The organism is candidate division WOR-3 bacterium (assembly GCA_039801725.1).
Lineage (GTDB): Bacteria > Hydrothermota > Tepidihabitantia > Tepidihabitantales > DTDR01 > DTDR01.
The window spans coordinates 12,191-31,910 of record JBDRVE010000008.1 but is presented as its reverse complement, the minus strand read 5'-3'; the positions used below and the strand labels follow the sequence as shown (position 1 = coordinate 31,910).

Below are 19,720 nucleotides of genomic sequence, written 5' to 3'. Positions count from 1 at the left end.
GGGTAAATAAGAGATTAATCTTTCTTTTACCATATTGGCACAGGCAATAATTTTATCGTATCGCCGATAGACAAATTTTTCTAAGGGATAGAGGATTTTATATTTTTGTCGGCGGTTAAAAATATTATGCTCGGTATAAATATATTTTGCTTTTTTATAAAAGAAAGAGGCAAAGGCAGTATAATATAATTCCGGAAAGAGATGGGCGTGGATAATTTTTGGTTTCAGTTTTTTTATTGTTTTAATTAGTGATATAAATGTCTTTAACGAATACTTTTTCTTTAAAGTAAAAATATGATATTCAAATTTTTTTGCTTCTTTCTCCTTTAAGAAATTTAAAAGCAGGCTTTGGGCACCACCACCACTTAAATTGCCAATTACTTGTAAAATAACTGGTTTTTCTTTCTTAATATTAGAAGAATCTTTTTTATAAATCCCTTTTAAAGATTTTTCGCAGATTTTTATCCAATTATATCTTTTTAAAACGGCGAGCCTCGCTTTTCGTCCATAATTTTCTAAATAATATTCATATTTATTTTTAATTGCTAAAATTTTATTTCTTAAATCCTCTGCGGAACTATAAGGAATAATTGGGATGCCTTTTAAACTTTTCTCTTTTTTAATAAGTTCTTTATCGCAGAGAATTATTCGGCCGCAGCCAGCATAATCAAAAAGTTTAATTGGTGAAGTATAGCCGCAGAGATTTTTAGGTGTTGATAATAAGGCAATATCAAATTGGTTGATATAGAGCGGTGCTTTCTCATAAGGAATTTCGCCTAAAAAGATAAATTTATCAGAAAGATTTTTATCTTTTATTAAATTTATTATTTCTTTCTTTTCTAATTTGCCAACGATTAAAAATTTAATATCTTTGTAATCTTTTAATAATTCACCAACCTCAATTATCTTTTGGAAATCATGGTAATTATCTATTTTAGAAATTAAACCGATATAGAAATGAGAATTATTTTTATTGATTTTAATTGGTTTAAAAATTTCCGGATTTGTGCCGTTAGGGATAAGATAAATTTTCTCTTTTTTAACTTTCAATTTTATTAAATCCTTTCTCATTCCGGAAGAAACCACGATTATTTTTGAAGCAATTTTTGTAGAAATGAGATATAATCCTTTTATAAATGAATAAACAAAATCTTTAAAATTCCTTCTAATTTTAAAATCGGTTAATGTGTTGTTTATTTCTAAAATTATTTTTCTTTTTATAATTTTGCCGATTATTAGATGGAGAGTAAATAAAGGAGTATAACGACAATAAATAATCTTTATTTTATTTTTAACTATTATTTTGATAAAATAAAAGAGACTAATTAAATAGCGAAGTTTACTTAACTTTTTAGAGTAATCACCAAAAGAGGGATAGAATAGGAAATCCTTTTTAAAATTATTATCTTGGGGATAAGGTTTTGGCAAAAGAACAATAGGATAGATGTTCAATTTTTTAAAGCCAGAATAAACACCCCAAAAATGGGCAGTAGCACCATCATAAGTTTTTAAATTTATATCTTCTAACATAAGAATTTTATTGCTCATTATTATCTCCTTTTAAAGTTAAAAAAGCACCAGCAAAAAATAGTAAAAAGTTATTGCCGATATCAAAAGAAAATTGGCTGTGAATAAAAGCGTAAATGAAAAGGAAAGCCGGAAAGAGAGAAATCAAACTTTTTTCTTGAAATTTCTTAAACACTTTTTTGAAACAAAGGAGAATATAAATAATAAAAGGAATTAAACCCAAGAAACCAGTTTCGGAAGCAAATTCCGCAAAAATATTATGAGGATAGAGAAAATTGTAAGTATAATAAGGAAAACTTCCCAACCCTTTACCAAGAATTGGCGAATCTAAAAAGTTTTTAAAGGCAAGGGAGATGGTTTCTAAGCGGTTAATACTACTTTCGTCTTCAAAATAGGTTAATCTTTCCGCAATCATTGTTGGTAATAAAGAATAAAAAATAAAGAAGAGAAAGATAAATAAGAAAACAAAGATAATTTTTTCTTTTAAGTTTCTTATCTTTAAGAAGAAAAAGATAAATAGGCAAACAAATAAAGCAAGGATTGCACCTCTTGTTCCGGATAATAAAAGAAGATAGAGGAAGAGAGGTATCAAAATAAAAGATAAAATCTTTATTAAACGATTTTTTTCGGTGAAAAATAAAAGGAATAAGGAGAAGACACCAATTCCTGCCCAGCGACCAAAGGTAACAACACTTAAAGAAAAACCTAAGCGGTAGGGAATAATTTCATTTTCTAACACATTTTCTAATCCTTCCCTTAATATTTTAAAGAGAACGTAGATAAAAAATAAGGAAAGGAAGAAAATTAAAAAGTAAATAAATCTCTTTAATTTCTTATCTTCCTTGATAAATAGTAAACTAAAAGAGGGTAGCAAAGAAAGTAAAAGATAGGAGAAAAATTTTACATAGCCATATTCGGAAAAGGCAAAAGGTAATCTTAATACACTGATAAATAAAGCAACACCAATCAAAATTAATAAAAGATAAATTGGCTCTTTAATTAAATAAGAAAGATTGTTAATAGTTTGCGGTTTTTTATAAACAGAATAGAAGAAAGTAAGGATAAGGATAAGAAAAACAAAAATTATAATTCCTGCTCTTTTGAAACCTTCAGCAATTGGTAAAATTGGCAGAATAAAATAAAGAAGAGGTTCAGTAATCATTAGGTTTAAGCCAATTTCCGGATAAAAGAAAATCAAAACTATTGCTATCGGAATTAAAAATAAAGAAAAGGAGATTAAAAGATTATATTTTTGAGTTAGAATAAAAAACAAAAGAAGAATTAAGGTAATAAAGCCAATAAAAATAAGATTTAAACTTTTTTTACTCGTTACCATAATTTTATTTTTAAAATAATTGCTAAAAGGGGCTTTAATAAATTCTTAGCCAATTGGAAATTTGTTTGGAAATAAACTTGGAGAAAGATAAGTAAAAGAGCAAAACGGAAAATACCCGATAGAGAAGTTGCTAAAGCCAATCCTCTATAAGATAAAAATTTGCCCAAAATCAAGTCTAATATTAAATTGAGAAACAAAGCGAAAATACTTACGATTATCGGTATTTTAATTCTGTTGATTGACCAATAAACACGGAGAAGGATTAAATTACTACAATAGGCAAAAAGTCCTAAAGAATAAAAGATTAATGATTCTTTGGTCATAAATAATGCCTTTTCATCAAAGGCACCACGAAAATAAACAATCTTTACAATTGTTTCACTTGCCCATAAAAAAATAATTATTATCGGAATAATAAGATAGAAAAGGAAAGATAAAGATTTGTTTAGTGTCTCAACAATTTTTTCTTTTTCGCCATTATAAGCCTTTTCAGAAAAGAAAGGCATTAAAACAGTTGCTAAAGCAAAACCAAATATCGAAATTGGTGTTTCAACAATTTTGTAAGCAAAATTTAAAGCCGAAATGCTTCCTTCACTTAAAAAAGAAGCGATCATTTTGTCAATCATTACATTAATTTGAGAAAGGGAACTTACCAAAAGATAGGGTAGAAAAGATAAGAATAATATTTTCGTCTCGGAAAAGACTCGGAAAATATTTAAATCTTTCTCAATTGGTCTTTTTCTAAAGAAGAATAAAATTGGTAAAAGGGTAAAGAGAAAAGAGGCAATGTTAACTCCCCAGGAAAGACCCAAAAGATTAAAATTCTTATACAAAACAGTAAGACCAAAGATTAAAGAGAGATTATACAAAATTCCCGAAAGAGCAGGGAATAGATAATTCTTATTTACATAAGAAAAGGCATTAAAAAATCCGGAAACACCAATGAAAAATATTGCCGGTGCCATATTTTTCAAAAGGAATTTAGAAATTTCCTTTACATCAAAAGGAAATCCCTGTCCTAAAATATTAATAACAATTGATGGCGAAAGATAAACAATAAAGGAAATGAGAAAGGATAGAAAAGAAATAATCAAAAGATATAAGTAATAAATATTGAAATCTTTTTTGGAAAATATCGGAATAAGAGAGACTCCAATTGCTTGACTTATCGCTCCCATAATGGAAATTGGAAAAAGAATTGCTATTAAATAGGCATCACACAAATAAGAAACACCAAAAATTTTCGCAACAAATATTTCCCTTAAAAAACCTAATGATTTACTTAAAACTAAACCAATTACCATTATTCCCGTTGATAAGAAGATGCTTTGGGAGAATAAAACTTTTTTTAGAATTAATTTACCATTTACCATCATAATACGCATCCCACTTATAAATTTTTATATAAAAATTCTGTGCCATTTAATTGATTTAAAAGATAATTAAGTTATTGAAAATAAATGACTTAGTTAATTAAGAAAGAATGGTAAAGATAATAAAAAAGAAGGAGAAATGCGACAGTTTTTGGAATTAAATTTATTTTAATTGTAAGTTATATAATTTCAATTACTTAATAAAATGAGACAATAAAAATTTTAATTAAAAAAAGTGGTAACCTAAAGGGGGTGTTTTTCGTTTTATATATAGAAGGGGATATTATGGTAAGAGATAATTATCAAAGGATAAAAGTATTAAAAAACAGATTAAAAGAGGAGGTATTAAAGGAGTTATTAAAAGATAAATAAGAAAATCATTTTAATTTTTATTAACTCTACTTTAATATGACAGGAGGGTTTTATTTTCTATTGAATAGGGAGCTGTATAGGAGATATTATAGTAACTAATTCTTATTATTGATAAAAAGATAATAAAGGAAAATATAATAATTTATGATAAGAATTAAGAAATCAATAAATTCTCCGTATAAATTTTTAGAAATAAATAGAATAATTTTCTAAAAAGTGATTTCAATTTTATAAGATATTTATATCCTAAGTTAGTGCTTTTATATTTTTTGCTAACCATTCTTAACAAATCTATTTTTAGAAAATTTGAAATAAATTTTATTTTTGTTATTTTATATTTATGATAAAGGATTTCCTTTCTAAGAAACCAAAGATTGATGATTCGGTTTATATTGCTCCTAATGCAATTATAATTGGTGATGTGGAAATTGGAAAAGGTAGCAGTATTTGGTTTGGCACAATAATCAGAGCAGATACCGAAAAGATTAAAATTGGTGAATATACTAATATCCAAGATTATACTGTTTTACATACGGATAAAGGTTTTATTTTAGAGATTGGTAATTATGTTAGTATTGGTCATCGGGCAATAATTCACGGATGTAAAATTGGTGATAATGTGATGATTGGTATGGGAGCGATTATTTTAAACGGTGCGGTGATAAGTGAAAATTCAATAGTTGCTGCTGGTAGTGTTATTAAAGAGAATTTCCTTGTTCCAGCGAATACTTTGGTTGCTGGCGTGCCGGGCAGTGTGAAAAGAGAATTAAAAGAAGAAGATATTAAAATGATAAAAGATGCTGCTACTCATTATTATCAATTGGCAAAGATTTATAAAAATTTATGAGATATAAATTAATTCCTCATACTTCTGATTTGGGTGTTGAAATTTATGGCAAGACAATTGAAGAACTTTTTTTAAATGCCCTTTATTGTGTTACGGATAATCTTACTGACATTGAAAAGGTTGAAGAAGTTATTGAAAGAGAGATTAGTATTGAAGGTGAAGATTTAGAAGATTTGTTTATGAATTTTTTAAGGGAGTTAATTTTTATTTTTTCAACGGAATATTTTTTAGGAAAAAATATTAAAAATCTACAAATTGAAAAAGATTATAAAAAGTTAACCGGAATTTTGGTTGGCGAAAAATTTAATAAAGAAAAGCACCCAATAAAGATTGAATTGAAAACACCTACCTACCACCTATTTTCTATCAAAAAAGAAGATATTTATAAGGCAACTGTTATCTTTGATGTGTAAATTATTATTCTCTTAACACATTTACTAATACCTATTGACAAAATACAAATTTTTGTTATAATATTTGTATCTGGGGGGAGAAATGGAGGGGAGGGTGATAAGGCTTCCGGAAAAAATAAATGTTTTCTCCTATCTATTAATTTTCTTAACTATCATCTTTTTTTTAATAAGTTTTTCAAGTGTTTTAAAAGCCATAAAAGATTTAGAAAAACTTGAATTAGAGCATAGCAAAGATAGGTTAGAACAATATTTTGAGAATAGAAAAGAGGCTTTGAGGCATCAGATCTTAGAATTAGGTGTTTGGTCAGAACTCTTTTGGCAGGTAAAAACGGGAAAATTAAACAAAGAATGGTTTAAAGAAAACTTTGATGATTGGTTACCAGTTGTTAAATTAGATTTTGGTTATATTTTTGATAAAGAAGGAAATCCTTTTTATTCTACTTCTCCTCTCCTTTTTGATTGTAAAGAAATTATCCCCGAAATTATAAAAAGAAAAAATCTCAGTTTCTTTTTAAAATTAAATAAAGATACAATTTTAAATATTGCTGCCTCTTTAATTAATAAAAGTGAAGATGCAAAACAAGAAGGTGAATATGCTGGTTTTATTTTCATTGGCAGGATTATTGATAATGAAAGATTAAAGGAGATTAAAAAAGAGGTAAGAGAAGATTTTGAGATTACTAATTTGGATGATGATAAAGAAAGGGTTATTTTTCTAACTGATTATCAAGATAAACCAGTTATCTATTTAAAAATAAATTCTTCCGAAAAATCAATTTATAAAAAATTAGGAAAGTATATTACTCCTGCTTGGTTTTTGACTATTGGTTGTTTATATGCTTTAATCTTTTTATTAGTTAAAGAAGGGAAAAGAAAGATAAAAGAAGAGAAGGAAAAACAGTTAGTTTTTTTAGGAAAGATAATGGGTTTTATTGTTCACGAATTGAAAAATCCTTTGGCGACAATAAAAAATTGTTTTTATCTTTTAAAAGAGATAAAAGATGAGAATAAAAGAAAAACTTATTTAGAAATAATGGAAAAGGCAACAGAAAATATTACCAAAACAATTGATACTTTTCTAAAGATTTCTAAAGGAGAGAAAGGTGAGAAAGAGTCGGTTGATGTGAAAGATTTGATTGACGAAATAACAAAAGATATGGCTATTCCGCCTCATATTAAAATAGAATATTCTTTAAATAATAAGTCAAAGGTTTTAGGAAACAGGAATCAATTAAGGTATGTTTTTAAAAATATTATTAAAAATAGTGTCGAAAGTATTAAAGAAAATGGCTTAATAAAGATTATTAATGAAGAAAAAGATAGTAAGGTAAGAATAATATTTTCGGATAATGGCTGCGGAATAAAAAAGAAAGACTTGAAAAAGATTTTTGAGCCCTTTTATACTACTAAAGAAAAAGGGATGGGTTTCGGTTTAGGTTTGGTAAAATATCTTTTAGAATTGAATAATGGTGAGATAGAAATTTTTTCGCAAGAAGGTAAAGGAACGGATGTCGTAATTACCTTATTAAAGGGAGAATGAAAATTCTTTTAGTAGATGATAATTTTGAATTAGGTTTCACCTTAAAAGAATTATTGGAATTGAAAGGATTTCAAGTAGAATATGTGGAAGATGGTTTTGCGGCATTAGATAAATTTAAAGAAAATGATTTTGATTTGGTAATTATGGATATTGTGATGCCGGGAATGGATGGAATAGAAATTTTTAAAAAAATGAGAGAGACAAAAAAGAATATAAAAGTTATCTTTCTTTCTGGTTTTGTTGATGAAAAGAGAAAAGAAAAATTAAAAAATATGGGAATAAAAGATTTCATAGAAAAGCCTTATAATTTCTCCCAAATTATTTGTAAAATAGAAGAACAGTTATCTTCTGATTATAAAAAAGAAAAAGAGGCTCAAAAGTTTTAAAAGGGTAATAATAATTAAGGTTTGATAAATACCAAATAAGAGAATGAGAAAATTACTTCCTAAAATACCGCCAAGAAAACCACCAAGTAAGTCAGAACTATATAAAATACCGGCAATTTTCCCTTTATTTTCCTCTTCATAAAGAAAAGTCGCCAAAGGAAATTCGCCACCACAAAGAAAGCCACAAAAGAAAGCTAAAAAAATAAATAAAAAAGGTGAGAGATTATAGATTGCCTTTAATTGAAAGAGAAAGAAAAGGGAAAATAAGATTAAAAGAATCTCAAAAAGAATTAAATAAAGATAGGAATTATCTTTTCTTGTTGTAAAATAACTTCCCAAGGCAATTCCCGCCATAAAGGCAGTTGTTAAAAGTCCAATCTGATAATAAAGATAACCATAAACAATTTGAAAAGAAAAGGAGATAAGAAGCGAAAAGATTAAACTATAAAAACCGGTAGAAAAAATGAGAAAGGCAAGAGTTTTTCTTTTACTTTTTTTAATAAGATTAAAGAAAAGAGAGAGAATAATAATAAATAAGATTATAAAAGAAAATTTTATTCTTTCTAAGAAGAGAAAGAGTTTTTGAAAGAAAGGAGAGAAGTGGGAGTTAAAATAGGATAGAAAATAATAGAGGGCAATCGGTGAAAAATCGGAGTTTATCTTTCCTTTAATATTTCTCATCTGAGAATTTAAAAAATCAAAATATCTTTCGGAAAGGCGCAGGGTTAAATAGGTTTCATTAATAATCAAATCTTCCTTATTTTCTAAATATTTTAAAGAAGATTTTATTAGAGAAAGAATTTTATCTTGGAAGATATTTTTATTATCAGTAGCAATAAAGATATTTTCTTCGCCAGGAATAATTATTATATTAGAAAAAACCTTCTCTAAGGTATTTATCAAAGTCTTTGTTAGTAATTTCAATTCAATTGGTAAATAGGTTAAAGAGCCAGGTAGAGAAAAGATAAAGAAGCCATTTTCTTTTAGATTTTCTTTTAAAAAAATAAAAAATTCTAAGGTAAATAAACGGGCAATTTGTAAATCGGGTATCTCTTTTATTCCTAAATAAATTAAATCATAATTTTTCTTATATCTTCTCAAAAAATAACGGGCATCAAGATGGTAAATTTTTAATCTCTCATTATTTAATTCTTTTTCGGTCAAATTGGTTTTAAATTTCTTTAATACCTTAAAAATCTCTGGGTCAATTTCTAAATAGTCAATATCTAAATTTTTATAACGCAAAAGTTCATAAATATTACCACCAACACCACCACTGATAAAAAGAACCTTTAAATCCTCTTTTTTATCTTGCGCGAGATATAACAAAAGGGGAAGATGGATAAAATCTTGGCAAGAAGCAATATAAGGAGTGGGAGTAACAATAATTGGAATACTATTATGGAAAAAGGTATATTGTTCTTTATCTTTTAAAACAGTAATATTGCCATAAAGAGAATTATGATAATAAACAACTTCTCGATTTTGCCATTGGCTTTTAATTGTTCTCTTTTCAATTTTTTCTAAGAAATAAAGAAAGAAAATATAAGGAATTAAAAGAAGAAAGATAGTTTGCTTTTTATAATTTATAATAAGGATTAATAGGTTTAAAAAAATAATTAAGGCAATAATTGAAAAAGAATTAAAGTATTTGATTAAGAGAAAAGTGAAAATAAAACCACCAAGAATAGTTCCCAAGGTTTCGTAAATATAAGTTAAGGCAACACTTTTTTCATAAGATAAGTACTGGGCAAAACAGGTAAATAAAGCACCGTGGGAAATACTTACCGGAAAAAGAATAAATAAAGAAGAGAGAAAAACCAAATGGATTGGAATTGTTTGACCAAAAGGTAAAGATAGAATATTTTTAAGATTTCTTAAAATAGTTAAAGAAAAAGGTAGTGAGATAAGAAAAATAATTATTAAGAGATTATAATTTTTTATCTTTCTTCCTAAATAAAAACTTCCCAAGGCTTCTAAAATAAGCCAATTTGCTAAAATTATTCCTAAAGTAAATTCATTACCATAATAGATAATAAACATTTCTCTTATCAAAAGTAATTGGGCAACAATACCGGAAAAACCAGTGATGATAATAAAAATAATATCTTTTCTTATTCCCATTTACCACAAATTAAGGTATGACAAAAAGGACATTTGCCATTTTTTATTTTATTTTCTATAACCGTAAAATGAATCCGGTGGATTAATCTCTTATTACATTTTGGACAATAGGTTGAATTATATTTATGACCAGGCACATTGCCAAGATAAACATATTTCAAACCAATTTCTTTGGCAATCTGATATGCCTTTTCTAAGGTAGAAATTGGTGTTGGTGGTATTGTTAATTTATAATTGGGAAAATAACGGGTAAAATGAACCGGAATATCATCTCCTAAATTCTCTTTTATCCATTTACATAGTTCCCTTATATTCTCTTCTTGGTCATTTATAGTTGGAATTAAAAGGTTGACAATTTCTAACCATTTTCCTTTCTCTTTAATTGTTTTCAATGTTTTTAAGGTATTATCAATTTTCGCTTTGGACATTTTCATTAATATCTCGTTATTAATTCCCTTAAAATCAATAGTTACTCCATCAGTATATTCTAAAAGGGTTAATAAGGGTTCTTTATTAATCGCACCATTGGAATGCCAGATGATATTAATGTTATTCTTCTTTGCCTCTTTGGCAATATCTAAAATATATTCATAAAAGACAGTTGGCTCGTTATAAGTGAAAGAGATAGTTTTAATATTTTTTCTTTTTGCCATTTCAATAATATCTTTTGGAGTTAAAAAATAACTCTCTTCTTTTTTAAAACTGGCTTGTGAGAGATGCCAATTATGACAATGCTGGCAGACAAAATTACAACCAACCGTACCGATACATAAAATTTCTGTACCAGGAAGAAAATGGTACATTGGCTCTTTTTCAATCGGGTCAATTTGGATTGCTTGGGGATGGTTATAAACTAAACTATAAAGTCTTCCTTTTTTATTTTCTCTTGTTCGGCAAAAGCCAGTTTTATTCTCTAAAATGATACATTGGCGAAAACATAATTGACATTGGACTTTATTATTCTCTAATTTTTTATAGAATAACGCCTCCTTTAAACTACTTTCTAACAAAAATAGTACAAGGATGGTCTTTAACAATTCTACCGATTATTTTATAATTTATTTTATTTTTTCTTAACTCCTTTTTTAATTTTGGTAATTTTTTTTCGGAAACCGAGATTAGAAGTCCGCCAGAAGTTTCCGAAGAAAAAATAAGGATTTTATATGCTTCATCGATTCTATCCTCAAAAACAACATAATTACTAAAAGAAGAGAAATTCATCCCATAACCAGCACCAATTATTCCACTTTTTATTAAATCAAGAACATCGGGCAAGACAGGTAAATTAGAAGCATAAATTTCTGCACCAACTTTACTTGCTTTTATCATTTCATATAAATGGCCAATAAGACCAAAACCAGTAATATCGGTAGCCGATGAAACACCAACCTTTACCATTGCTTCAGATGCTTTATCATTTAAAGTTGTCATTGATTTTACAGCACTTTTATATAGTTTATCAGAAATCTTAATATTTCTTAATAAGGCATAAGAAAAAATTTCTACGCCTAATGGTTTTGTTAATATTAAATAATCATTAGGTTTCGCATTAGCATTGGTAATAATTTTCTTCGGATGGATAAAACCGGTAACTGCTAAACCAAACATTACCTGTTCGGAAACAAAGGTATGTCCGCCGACAATAAAAGTATTTGCCTCTTTTGCTTTCTTTTGAGCACCAAGAAGCATCTTGCTAAACCAATCTAAGGGATATTTTGGATGGAAGCCAACAACATTCATTGCCAATAATGGCTTACCACCCATTGCATAGATATCACTTAAAGAATTACAGGCAGCAATCTGACCAAAAAGATAGGGGTCATCAATAGCCGGTGCAAAAACATCAACCGTTTGGACAATCGCCTTATTTCTACTAATCTGAAAGACGCCGGCATCATCAGCCGTATTAAAGCCAACAATAATCCTCCTATCTCTTATTTTAGGTAATTTATCCAATACCGACGCTAACTGCGTCTGATTAAACTTTGATGCTCAACCCGGACACAAAATTGTGTCCAATAAATTTTTTATCTCTTTTGCCATAACCTTAATTATACATTAGGGAATAATAATTGTCAATAAATAGACTTACTTTAAGACAGGAAATTTCTTTATTATTTTAGAATAAGGAATCTCTAATACCAGAAGATAAATTCCGTTATTCAGATTATTTTTTCTTAAATATTCAGTATGATTCCCTTTTTCTTCTATTTTACTAATAATTTTTACCAATTTGCCCAAAGGGTTATAGAACTTTAAAGCCATTTTTGTTTTTCTTGGTAGCCAATATTCAATCTTGATAATTTCTAACTCCTGAATAATTTTTAAATCAATCTTAGAAATTAAATTTTCCTTTTCAACTATTTCACTTGTGTTAGAATATTTTATTGTTAAATAATCCCAAGAGGTTAGAGTATCGTAACTTTCGCCGGTTATTAAAATATTATTAAAAGTATCTATTTCTATATCATAAGGATTGTCATCATTACCCCAGTCATACCTTCTTATCCATAATCTTTGACCTCCAGAGTCATATTTGATAATTACATAATCATTTCCATTTTCTCCAGGACTTATACCGGTAAGATAGATATTTTCAAGATTATCTAATACTATTTTAACTCCATAATCATCTCCGGAAACCGGTCCATTATAGGTTTGCGACCAAATCTCTGAACCATTAGAATTATATTTTACTAAAAGAATATCACTACCACTAGCAGTTATTGCGTTACCTAATATATAAATATTATTTCCTTTTACTAAAATATCTTGTGCCTCAGCATCGGGATATATAGCTTCCCAAACCATTCTTCCTTCGGGATTATATTTGATAGTAACTATTCCCATCCTTCCATTAGAAGAGAGCCAACTCGTACCGGTGACATATATATTCTTTTGATAATCAAGGGAGAGTGCTCTGGCAACATCAAAGTTAAGAGCCGGACCACTATATAACATTGCTCCTAATAATACACCATCTTGCGAATACTTTAATGTTAGATAATCATAATGAGTAGGTCCACCTCCACCGCTTCCGCCGGTTATGTAAATATTATTAGAGTCATCCAAAATAATATCCCAAGGTTGATCCCAATATTCTGTTTCATATCTTCTTACCCATAATGTCCTACCAAGAGAATCGTATTTAATAAGAGCGTAATCTAAAAAAGTACTTATACCGCCAGAACTTTGTCCGATGACATAAATATTTCCTAAACTATCTGTTATAAGAGAGACGGCTTGGTCGTAATCGTAATAACTACTTCCTGGTCCATCATAGAAAACTACCCATATTAAATTTCCACTGGTATCATATTTTAAAGTTACAAAATCACTTTCCACAATCATACCTCGGCGATAATAAGTAGTTCCGGTAATATACAAATTTCCTTTTTTGTCTAATATCAATTTTGCTGGAATGTCATCATAATTATCAGGTCCGTTAAACCTTGTTATCCAGCATACTTCTCCATTTGGTCGATATTTTATTGTAACAATATCAAGAAAAGAATTTCTTCCAGTACTCGCGCCAGTAACATAAATATTACCATTTCTATCAATAACAATTGCTTTTGCTCCATCCGGAAGATTATCTTCTCCATTGTAACGGATTACCCATTCCTGAGAGGAACCTATTAAATTGAAAAATAAAAATCCCACCAATATAAATTTATTAATCTTTTTGCTTAATTTTATTATCTTAATCTTCATTTTTTTAATATAATATAGAATTTAGAATTTGTCAATAATTATTTTCGGCATAGGGGGAGGGGGTATATACTGATAAATCTTTATAAATCAAAGACTTAGATAGTGATAGGGATAACCCTATGACTATCTCCTATATAATTTCCTATTGTCTCTTAGAGATAAAAATCTTAGAATTTTAAAAGGTCATTTATTCCTTTAAAAAGAAAATACCCACCGGCAAAGATTGCGCTTACTTGGCTAATAATTTTCGTTAACTTATAACGGGTTAAATAAGAGAAAAATATCAATGGAAAAAAATAGATAGAAGTTGCTAAGAAAAATAAAAGAAAGAATAAAAGACCTTTGATTACTTCTGCCATTTCTATTACACTAATAAGGGAAAGTAAAAAAGGTGGGCAGAGATTTATTCCCATAATAAGACCGATAAAGAAAAGATAGAAATTAGAATGGAATTCTCTTTTAAAAATTTGGCATAAAGGGATATGGGGAAAAGAAAGAATAATTCCGTATAAAAGAAGTAAAAGGGAAATAAAAATATAAAGGAGCGGAATAATAAGACTTTTGAAAGCAATCAAAGAAGAGATATTTTTCCCTAAAAGGCTAAATAATAAGCCAAATAAAAGATAGCCAATCAAACGACCAAAAAGAAAATAAAAGATTAATTTTAAACTTGTTTTTAACCTATCAATTGATAAAAGATAAGGAAAAACTACCGGCAGGCAATAACTAACACAGAAATAGCCATTTGCCAAACCCAATAAGATTGGTTTAATAAAAAAACCTAAATCCATATTAAAAATTAAAGAAAAAGGAACTAAAAATCAATTAATCTTGACTTAAATGGTATCCCTTATTAAAATTATTGGTGGATTGTTTTTATGGCTATATCAAAGAAATAAAAGGAAATCGGGCAGTTGTTAAGGTTAGTGTTAATCCCAAATGTTTGGGTTGTGGTGGAAAAGGGGGTTGTGCGGTGTTTGCCAAAAAGGAAGAGAGAGAATTGGAAGTTTATAATTCCATCGGTGCTAAAATTGGTGATTTGGTTATTATTGATTATCCGGAAAAAAGAGATCTAATCTTTCTCTTTCTTTTTGGTTTACCAATCTTGGGGATACTTTGTGGTGTCTATGTTGGTTTTGCTATTTTTAAAAAAGAAATTTATGCCCTTTTATTTTCTTTTCTGTTTCTTCTTATCGGCTTGCTTCTTTTGAAAGTCTTCCAAAGTCTTTTATTAAAAAAAGAAAGATATCTACCAAAAATAAGAGAAATAATTAAGGAGGAAAAATGAAGGATTTTTCTATTTTTCTTCTTTTTATTCCGTTGATTGTCAATGCTTTTAAAGATAGAAAATATGATTTTTATAAGAACAATGAATATTTTATTCAAAAAACGATTGATACAAAAAAAATTGACCAAGGCATTATTCGGGCAAAGGTGGATAACAAATGGCAAGATTTCCAGATTGTTGAATTACCCGAAGGATTTTTAGAATGGAATTTTGAAAGAAGATTATCAATGATTGAAAAAATAAAGAAAAAGGAACCGCCGGATTGGGCTGGTCCCCATAATGGAATTGTTGCTACTTATGGAGCAAAAAGAGAAGATACAAAATTAGGAATTAATTGTGCCGTAAAAGGGATGGGGTTTTTGCCAAAAAAGGAAAAGATAAAAGAAGTTATTAATCTTTTAAAAGAAACTTTTAATGACTCTTTTGAAAAAAAGATTAATATTTTAGAAAGCCTTTATAAAAATGGTAAAGAAATATTTGATTTAAATAAGCAAGTCTCTTTGGAATTATATACTACTAAGGATTTTTATACTCAGACTTTTTTAAACCAAATGGTAAATCCTGCTTGTGCAATAGTTTTCTTAGATATTCCTTCTTATAAATTGAAATGTCTTGCTCATTTATTACATCCAAAAAATCCTTATCTTAATGAATACGAAAAAGATGTTTGTGAATATGCTAATCTTATTCACGATTATTTTCATGGAGAATCACCAAGAAAATCAATAGCGGTAATTTATTATATCGTGGAAGTTTTTGATAATTCTCCGGGAAAAGGAAAGGGGAAAAAGATTAAATAATGTTAAGTAAACACACCGAAGAAATCAAAAAAAGTTTAATAAAACCTAAAGAAGAAATAAAATCATTACCTTTACCCGAAAGCGAACTGATAAAAAGGGCAAAAGAGGGCAACGATGAAGCTTTTGAAATGTTGATCAGTCGCTACGAAAAAAAGATTTATAATTTAGCCTATCGATTTTTAAATAATGAAGAGGATGCAGCAGAAGTTTTACAAGAGACCTTGATAAGGGCTTATCGTTTTATTAAAAAATTTCAAGAGAGGTCAAGTTTTTATACTTGGCTTTATCGGATCGCAGTTAATGTTTCTTTGAGAAAATTAAAAAAACGTTCCAAAGAAGAGAAGGTTGTTTCACTTGACGAAAATGTTCCTGGTTATGAAGAGATTCCTCAAGAGATACCTGATGAAACTCAGAATCCGGAGATAATTTATCAACGGAAACAACTCCAAGAGGCGGTAAGAAGAGCTTTAGAGGAATTGCCGGACGCTTATCGTTCGGTAGTATTTTTAAAGGATGTGGAAGGGTTATCCAATAAAGAAATTGCTGAGATTTTAAAACTTACTGTTCCCGCAGTTAAATCCCGCCTTCATCGAGGAAGGTTGTTTTTGAGAGAAAAACTTAAACATTTAATTAAAATATGAGAAAGAAAAAAATTGAATATAATTGTGAAGTTTTTCAAAAATACCTTGTTGAATATCTGGATGAAGAATTACCCACCGAGATTTTTATTGAATTAGAGAAACATCGGATGGTTTGTCGGGAATGCACAAAGTTAATTAAATCCTTGCGAAAAATAATTTATGAGTTAAGAAGTTTAGACAATTATGAATTACCAAAAAATGTTGTGGAAAGGGTTCATACTTATATTAAGATTAAAAAATGGAAAAGAAAGTAGTGGTGGCGATGAGCGGCGGTGTCGATTCAGCAGTTGCCGCTCATCTTCTAAAAGAAGCCGGTTATTCCGTAATTGGTGTTACCTTTCAAATCTGGGATAAATATTCAATAAAAGAGAATGAAAAAATCTGCTGTGGCTATTATGGAATAAGAGATGCTCAAATCTGTGCGGAAAAGTTAAAAATTCCTCATTATTTAATAGATTTAAGAGAAAAATTTAACAAATTAATAATAGAAGATTTCATTAATAAATATCTTTCTGGTTTTACTCCTAATCCTTGTGTGGAATGTAATCGCTATATCAAATTTTTAGCCCTTTTAGATTTTGCTAAAAAGGTTTCGGCTTCTCATATTGCAACTGGTCATTATGCTCAGATTATAAAAATTGGTAATAGTTATTTTTTAAAAAGGGCGAAGAGTAAAAAGGATGACCAGACCTATTTTCTTTATCCTTTAACCGACGAAATATTAGAAAAAACTATTTTTCCTTTGGGAGAGAAAAGTAAAAAGGAAGTAAGAGAAATCGCTTTAAAACTTTCTTTACCGGTAGCAGAAAAGAAAAAAAGCCAAGAAATCTGTTTTATTCCCGATAAGAAGTATGGTGATTTTATTTTAAAAATTTTAAAAGAAGAAAAGAAGAATAATTTAAATAAAGAAGGTCCGATTTATCTCGTAGAGAATGATAAGATAACTCTTTTCGGAACTCACAAAGGAATTTATTACTATACCATTGGTCAAAGGAGGGGATTAAGAATTCCATATAAAGAAAGACTCTATGTCTTAAAGATTGATAAAGAAAATAATGCTATTTATGTGGGTAGAAAAGATTTGGTTTATAAAAAGAGATTTTTGCTTAAAAAAGAAATCTGGAAATTGGAAGAAGAGAAATATTTATGCCAAATAAGGAATGTCCATAAACCGAGCGAAATAAAAGTGAAGAAGTTTAAAGAAGATATATTAATTTGTGAATTTTTAAATCCCCAGTGGGCGATAACTCCTGGTCAGAAAGCAGTTTTTTATGATTTAAATAATGAAATTGTCCTCGGTGGCGGTACAATTTTAGAGGTATTGGATGATTATTCAAAAACAGGTAATTAAAGAGTATCTCTTCCCTTTAATTTTTTCAATAATTGTCCTTACTTTTATTATGCTGATGGATAGGATGTTTATTCTTGCTGACCTTTTAATAAAAAAGGGCGTAAAAATGAGTATTGTGTTTGAGATTGCCTTATATTCTTTACCTTATGTTTTAGCCTATATTCTACCAGTGGCTACTTTAATTGCCGGACTAAGTACTTTTGGCAGACTTTCCCAGGATAACGAGATAATCGCCCTTAAAGTTACCGGTATTAACATTACTAAAATTATCAAAATACCAATATTTTTTATTATTTTTTTATCCCTTTTTATGGTTTTCTTTAATAATTTTTTATGGCCTGAATCGGAGTTTCGGGTTAGAAATCTTTTATTAGATTTGGCAAGGAAAAAACCGCAGATTAAAATTAGAGAAGGGATCTTTTTTGAAGATTTTTCACCCTATGTCATTTATATTGGCTATCTGGAAGAAAAAACTGGTAAGATGAAAGATATTCTAATTTTTAAAAAAGAGGGAGAAATTACTCCCATCTTTATTTTTGCTAAGGAAGGCATTCTAAAAGAGCAAGAGGAGAACTATTTTACTTTCATTTTAAAAAATGGTGAAGCCCACCAATTAGAAAAGAATGAAAGATATCGGCAGATAATATTTGAAATCGATACTATTAATATTCCCTACGAAGACGAATTGGTACGAAGAGAAAGGAGTTATCGTTCAATAAGAGAGATGAATATTATTCAACTATTTAAAAATATTAAGGAAATAAATAAAGAGATTAAAAATTTAAAAGGAAAAATTAAAGATTTTAAAAAAGAAAAAATAAATGAAGAGATTAAATCTGCCCGAATTAAAGAAGAGGAAACAAAATTGAAATATAAAATAAGAGAAAGAGAAAGGTTTTTATTAGAGTTTCATAAGAAAACTGCTTTAGGTTTTGCCAATATCTTCTTTTTACTCTTTGGCATTGCCTTAGGTTTAGTAATTAAAAAAGGTAGTATCGGAATTAGTTTTATTCTTGGTTTAGTCTATTTTGCCTTTTACTATGTGTTACTTTTACTTTTTGAGGAAATGGTTTTAAGAGGAAAGATATTAGCCCTTTTTGGTATCTGGTTACCAACGGTTATTAATCTTCCTTTTGCTGTTTATTTTCTTTACAAAAAGATAAAAGAATGAAGATTATTTATCGTTTTTATGGAAAAGAAATCTTAAAATATACTTTTCTTGCCTTTCTCTCTTTGGCAACAATCTATCTTTTGATTGATTTTTTTGAATCCCTTTCCTATTTTGTTCAATACCAGACAGGATACCGAGAGATTTTAGTTTATTATCTTTATACCTTACCAAGTGTTATCAGTTTGCTTTTAAGTCCTTCATTGATTTTGGCAATATTTTTTGTTTTTGGTCGGGCAATAAGGTTTAATGAGCCAAATATCTTAAAAACAATGGGAATAAATCCCAAATCCCTTTTTAAAATCCCCTTTTTTCTCTCTTTAATTTTTTCTCTATTTCTCTTTTTTAATCAAGAGGTTATTGAGATAAAAAGCAAGATAAATCTTGAGAATTTAAAGAAAGAACGAATTGAGAAAAGGAAAAAAGAAGAAGAGAGAAGTAAGAGCGATGTATATTATTTAGGTGAAAATAATATCGTTTATTACATTAAAGAGTTGTTACTACCGGGAACAATGAAGAATTTCTCAATTATGGCTTTGGATTTAAAAAAAGGTTTAAAGAAGAGGTATGATGGCAAAATTGCTTTCTATAAAGATGGAAAATGGCTCGGTTATGATGTCTATTGTTATGATTTCTTCAAAGGAGAAAATAATTTATCTCATTATGATTCGTTAATCTTGGATTTTTTAAAAGAGACTCCGAAGGAACTTTTTGCCGAAATGAGAGAACCAGAGATGATGAACTTTTTGGAACTTTATTCCCAAATTAAAAAATTTCAAAAAGCCGGCTTTAAAATGGATAAGGAAATGGTAAATTTCCATAGTCGGTTTAGTTATCCAG

The 19,720-nt window shown here is 28.5% G+C and carries 18 protein-coding genes and 1 pseudogene; 11 read left to right on the top strand and 8 right to left on the bottom strand.

From position 1 onward, the window contains the following. The 3 genes from ABIK75_02940 to murJ form a co-directional block, all read right to left on the bottom strand. The coding region (locus ABIK75_02940; GenBank protein MEO0090045.1) for a glycosyltransferase at positions 1–1,548 on the bottom strand (1,548 nt) is incomplete at its 3' end. After that, the gene (locus tag ABIK75_02935; protein MEO0090044.1) at positions 1,538–2,863 is read right to left on the bottom strand and encodes an O-antigen ligase family protein; all 1,326 of its coding nucleotides are present in this window, start codon (positions 2,861–2,863) and stop codon (positions 1,538–1,540) included. The genes ABIK75_02935 and ABIK75_02940, both read right to left, overlap by 11 nt. Further along, positions 2,857–4,239 carry a murein biosynthesis integral membrane protein MurJ gene (murJ, locus tag ABIK75_02930; GenBank protein ID MEO0090043.1) on the bottom strand — a complete coding sequence of 461 codons (1,383 nt, stop codon included), beginning with the start codon at positions 4,237–4,239 and terminating at the stop codon, positions 2,857–2,859. Before murJ ends, ABIK75_02935 begins: the two co-directional genes overlap by 7 nt. Before the next feature lie 709 nt (positions 4,240–4,948). Here murJ and ABIK75_02925 point away from each other — a divergent pair. The 4 genes from ABIK75_02925 (at position 4,949) to ABIK75_02910 (ending at position 7,794) form a co-directional block, all read left to right on the top strand. Continuing rightward, positions 4,949–5,455: a gamma carbonic anhydrase family protein gene (locus ABIK75_02925; protein MEO0090042.1), complete on the top strand. Its 507-nt coding sequence runs from the start codon at positions 4,949–4,951 to the stop codon at positions 5,453–5,455. Further along, a complete protein-coding gene (locus ABIK75_02920; GenBank protein ID MEO0090041.1) occupies positions 5,452–5,868 on the top strand; it encodes an archease in 417 nt (138 codons plus the stop codon). The genes ABIK75_02925 and ABIK75_02920 overlap by 4 nt, the downstream gene beginning before the upstream one ends. A gap of 82 nt (positions 5,869–5,950) precedes the next feature. Continuing rightward, complete coding sequence (locus ABIK75_02915; protein ID MEO0090040.1) at positions 5,951–7,408, top strand: ATP-binding protein; 1,458 nt, start codon at positions 5,951–5,953, stop codon at positions 7,406–7,408. Continuing rightward, positions 7,405–7,794 carry a response regulator gene (locus tag ABIK75_02910; protein MEO0090039.1) on the top strand — a complete coding sequence of 130 codons (390 nt, stop codon included), beginning with the start codon at positions 7,405–7,407 and terminating at the stop codon, positions 7,792–7,794. Before ABIK75_02915 ends, ABIK75_02910 begins: the two co-directional genes overlap by 4 nt. On the opposite strand, the gene ABIK75_02905 is transcribed toward ABIK75_02910, so the two are convergent. The 5 genes and pseudogenes from ABIK75_02905 to ABIK75_02885 all read right to left on the bottom strand — a co-directional run bounded on the left by ABIK75_02905 (position 7,750) and on the right by ABIK75_02885 (position 14,423). Continuing rightward, a complete protein-coding gene (locus ABIK75_02905; GenBank protein MEO0090038.1) occupies positions 7,750–9,918 on the bottom strand; it encodes a hypothetical protein in 2,169 nt (722 codons plus the stop codon). The genes ABIK75_02910 and ABIK75_02905 overlap by 45 nt on opposite strands. Continuing rightward, entirely contained in the window at positions 9,909–10,928 is a 1,020-nt protein-coding gene (amrS, locus tag ABIK75_02900) for an AmmeMemoRadiSam system radical SAM enzyme (protein MEO0090037.1), read from the bottom strand. The genes ABIK75_02905 and amrS overlap by 10 nt, the downstream gene beginning before the upstream one ends. After that, a pseudogene (gene selD / locus ABIK75_02895) lies at positions 10,915–11,895 on the bottom strand (selenide, water dikinase SelD). The gene amrS and the pseudogene selD overlap by 14 nt, the downstream one beginning before the upstream one ends. 111 nt (positions 11,896–12,006) lie before the next feature. After that, positions 12,007–13,632 carry an SBBP repeat-containing protein gene (locus ABIK75_02890; GenBank protein ID MEO0090036.1) on the bottom strand — a complete coding sequence of 542 codons (1,626 nt, stop codon included), beginning with the start codon at positions 13,630–13,632 and terminating at the stop codon, positions 12,007–12,009. A 167-nt stretch (positions 13,633–13,799) separates the two neighbouring features. Further along, a complete protein-coding gene (locus ABIK75_02885) occupies positions 13,800–14,423 on the bottom strand; it encodes a sulfite exporter TauE/SafE family protein (protein MEO0090035.1) in 624 nt (207 codons plus the stop codon). A 74-nt stretch (positions 14,424–14,497) separates the two neighbouring features. On the opposite strand from ABIK75_02885, the gene ABIK75_02880 reads away from it, so the two are divergent. From ABIK75_02880 to ABIK75_02850, 7 genes are all read left to right on the top strand, one after another. After that, complete coding sequence (locus ABIK75_02880) at positions 14,498–14,920, top strand: SoxR reducing system RseC family protein (GenBank protein ID MEO0090034.1); 423 nt, start codon at positions 14,498–14,500, stop codon at positions 14,918–14,920. Then, complete coding sequence (locus tag ABIK75_02875) at positions 14,917–15,720, top strand: hypothetical protein (protein MEO0090033.1); 804 nt, start codon at positions 14,917–14,919, stop codon at positions 15,718–15,720. Before ABIK75_02880 ends, ABIK75_02875 begins: the two co-directional genes overlap by 4 nt. Continuing rightward, a complete protein-coding gene (locus tag ABIK75_02870) occupies positions 15,720–16,361 on the top strand; it encodes a sigma-70 family RNA polymerase sigma factor (protein MEO0090032.1) in 642 nt (213 codons plus the stop codon). Before ABIK75_02875 ends, ABIK75_02870 begins: the two co-directional genes overlap by 1 nt. Further along, entirely contained in the window at positions 16,358–16,615 is a 258-nt protein-coding gene (locus ABIK75_02865; protein MEO0090031.1) for a hypothetical protein, read from the top strand. Before ABIK75_02870 ends, ABIK75_02865 begins: the two co-directional genes overlap by 4 nt. Beyond that, complete coding sequence (gene mnmA, locus ABIK75_02860) at positions 16,600–17,712, top strand: tRNA 2-thiouridine(34) synthase MnmA (GenBank protein MEO0090030.1); 1,113 nt, start codon at positions 16,600–16,602, stop codon at positions 17,710–17,712. Before ABIK75_02865 ends, mnmA begins: the two co-directional genes overlap by 16 nt. Continuing rightward, complete coding sequence (locus tag ABIK75_02855) at positions 17,687–18,883, top strand: LptF/LptG family permease (protein ID MEO0090029.1); 1,197 nt, start codon at positions 17,687–17,689, stop codon at positions 18,881–18,883. The genes mnmA and ABIK75_02855 overlap by 26 nt, the downstream gene beginning before the upstream one ends. Then, the coding region (locus ABIK75_02850; GenBank protein ID MEO0090028.1) for an LptF/LptG family permease at positions 18,880–19,720 on the top strand (841 nt) is incomplete at its 3' end. The genes ABIK75_02855 and ABIK75_02850, both read left to right, overlap by 4 nt.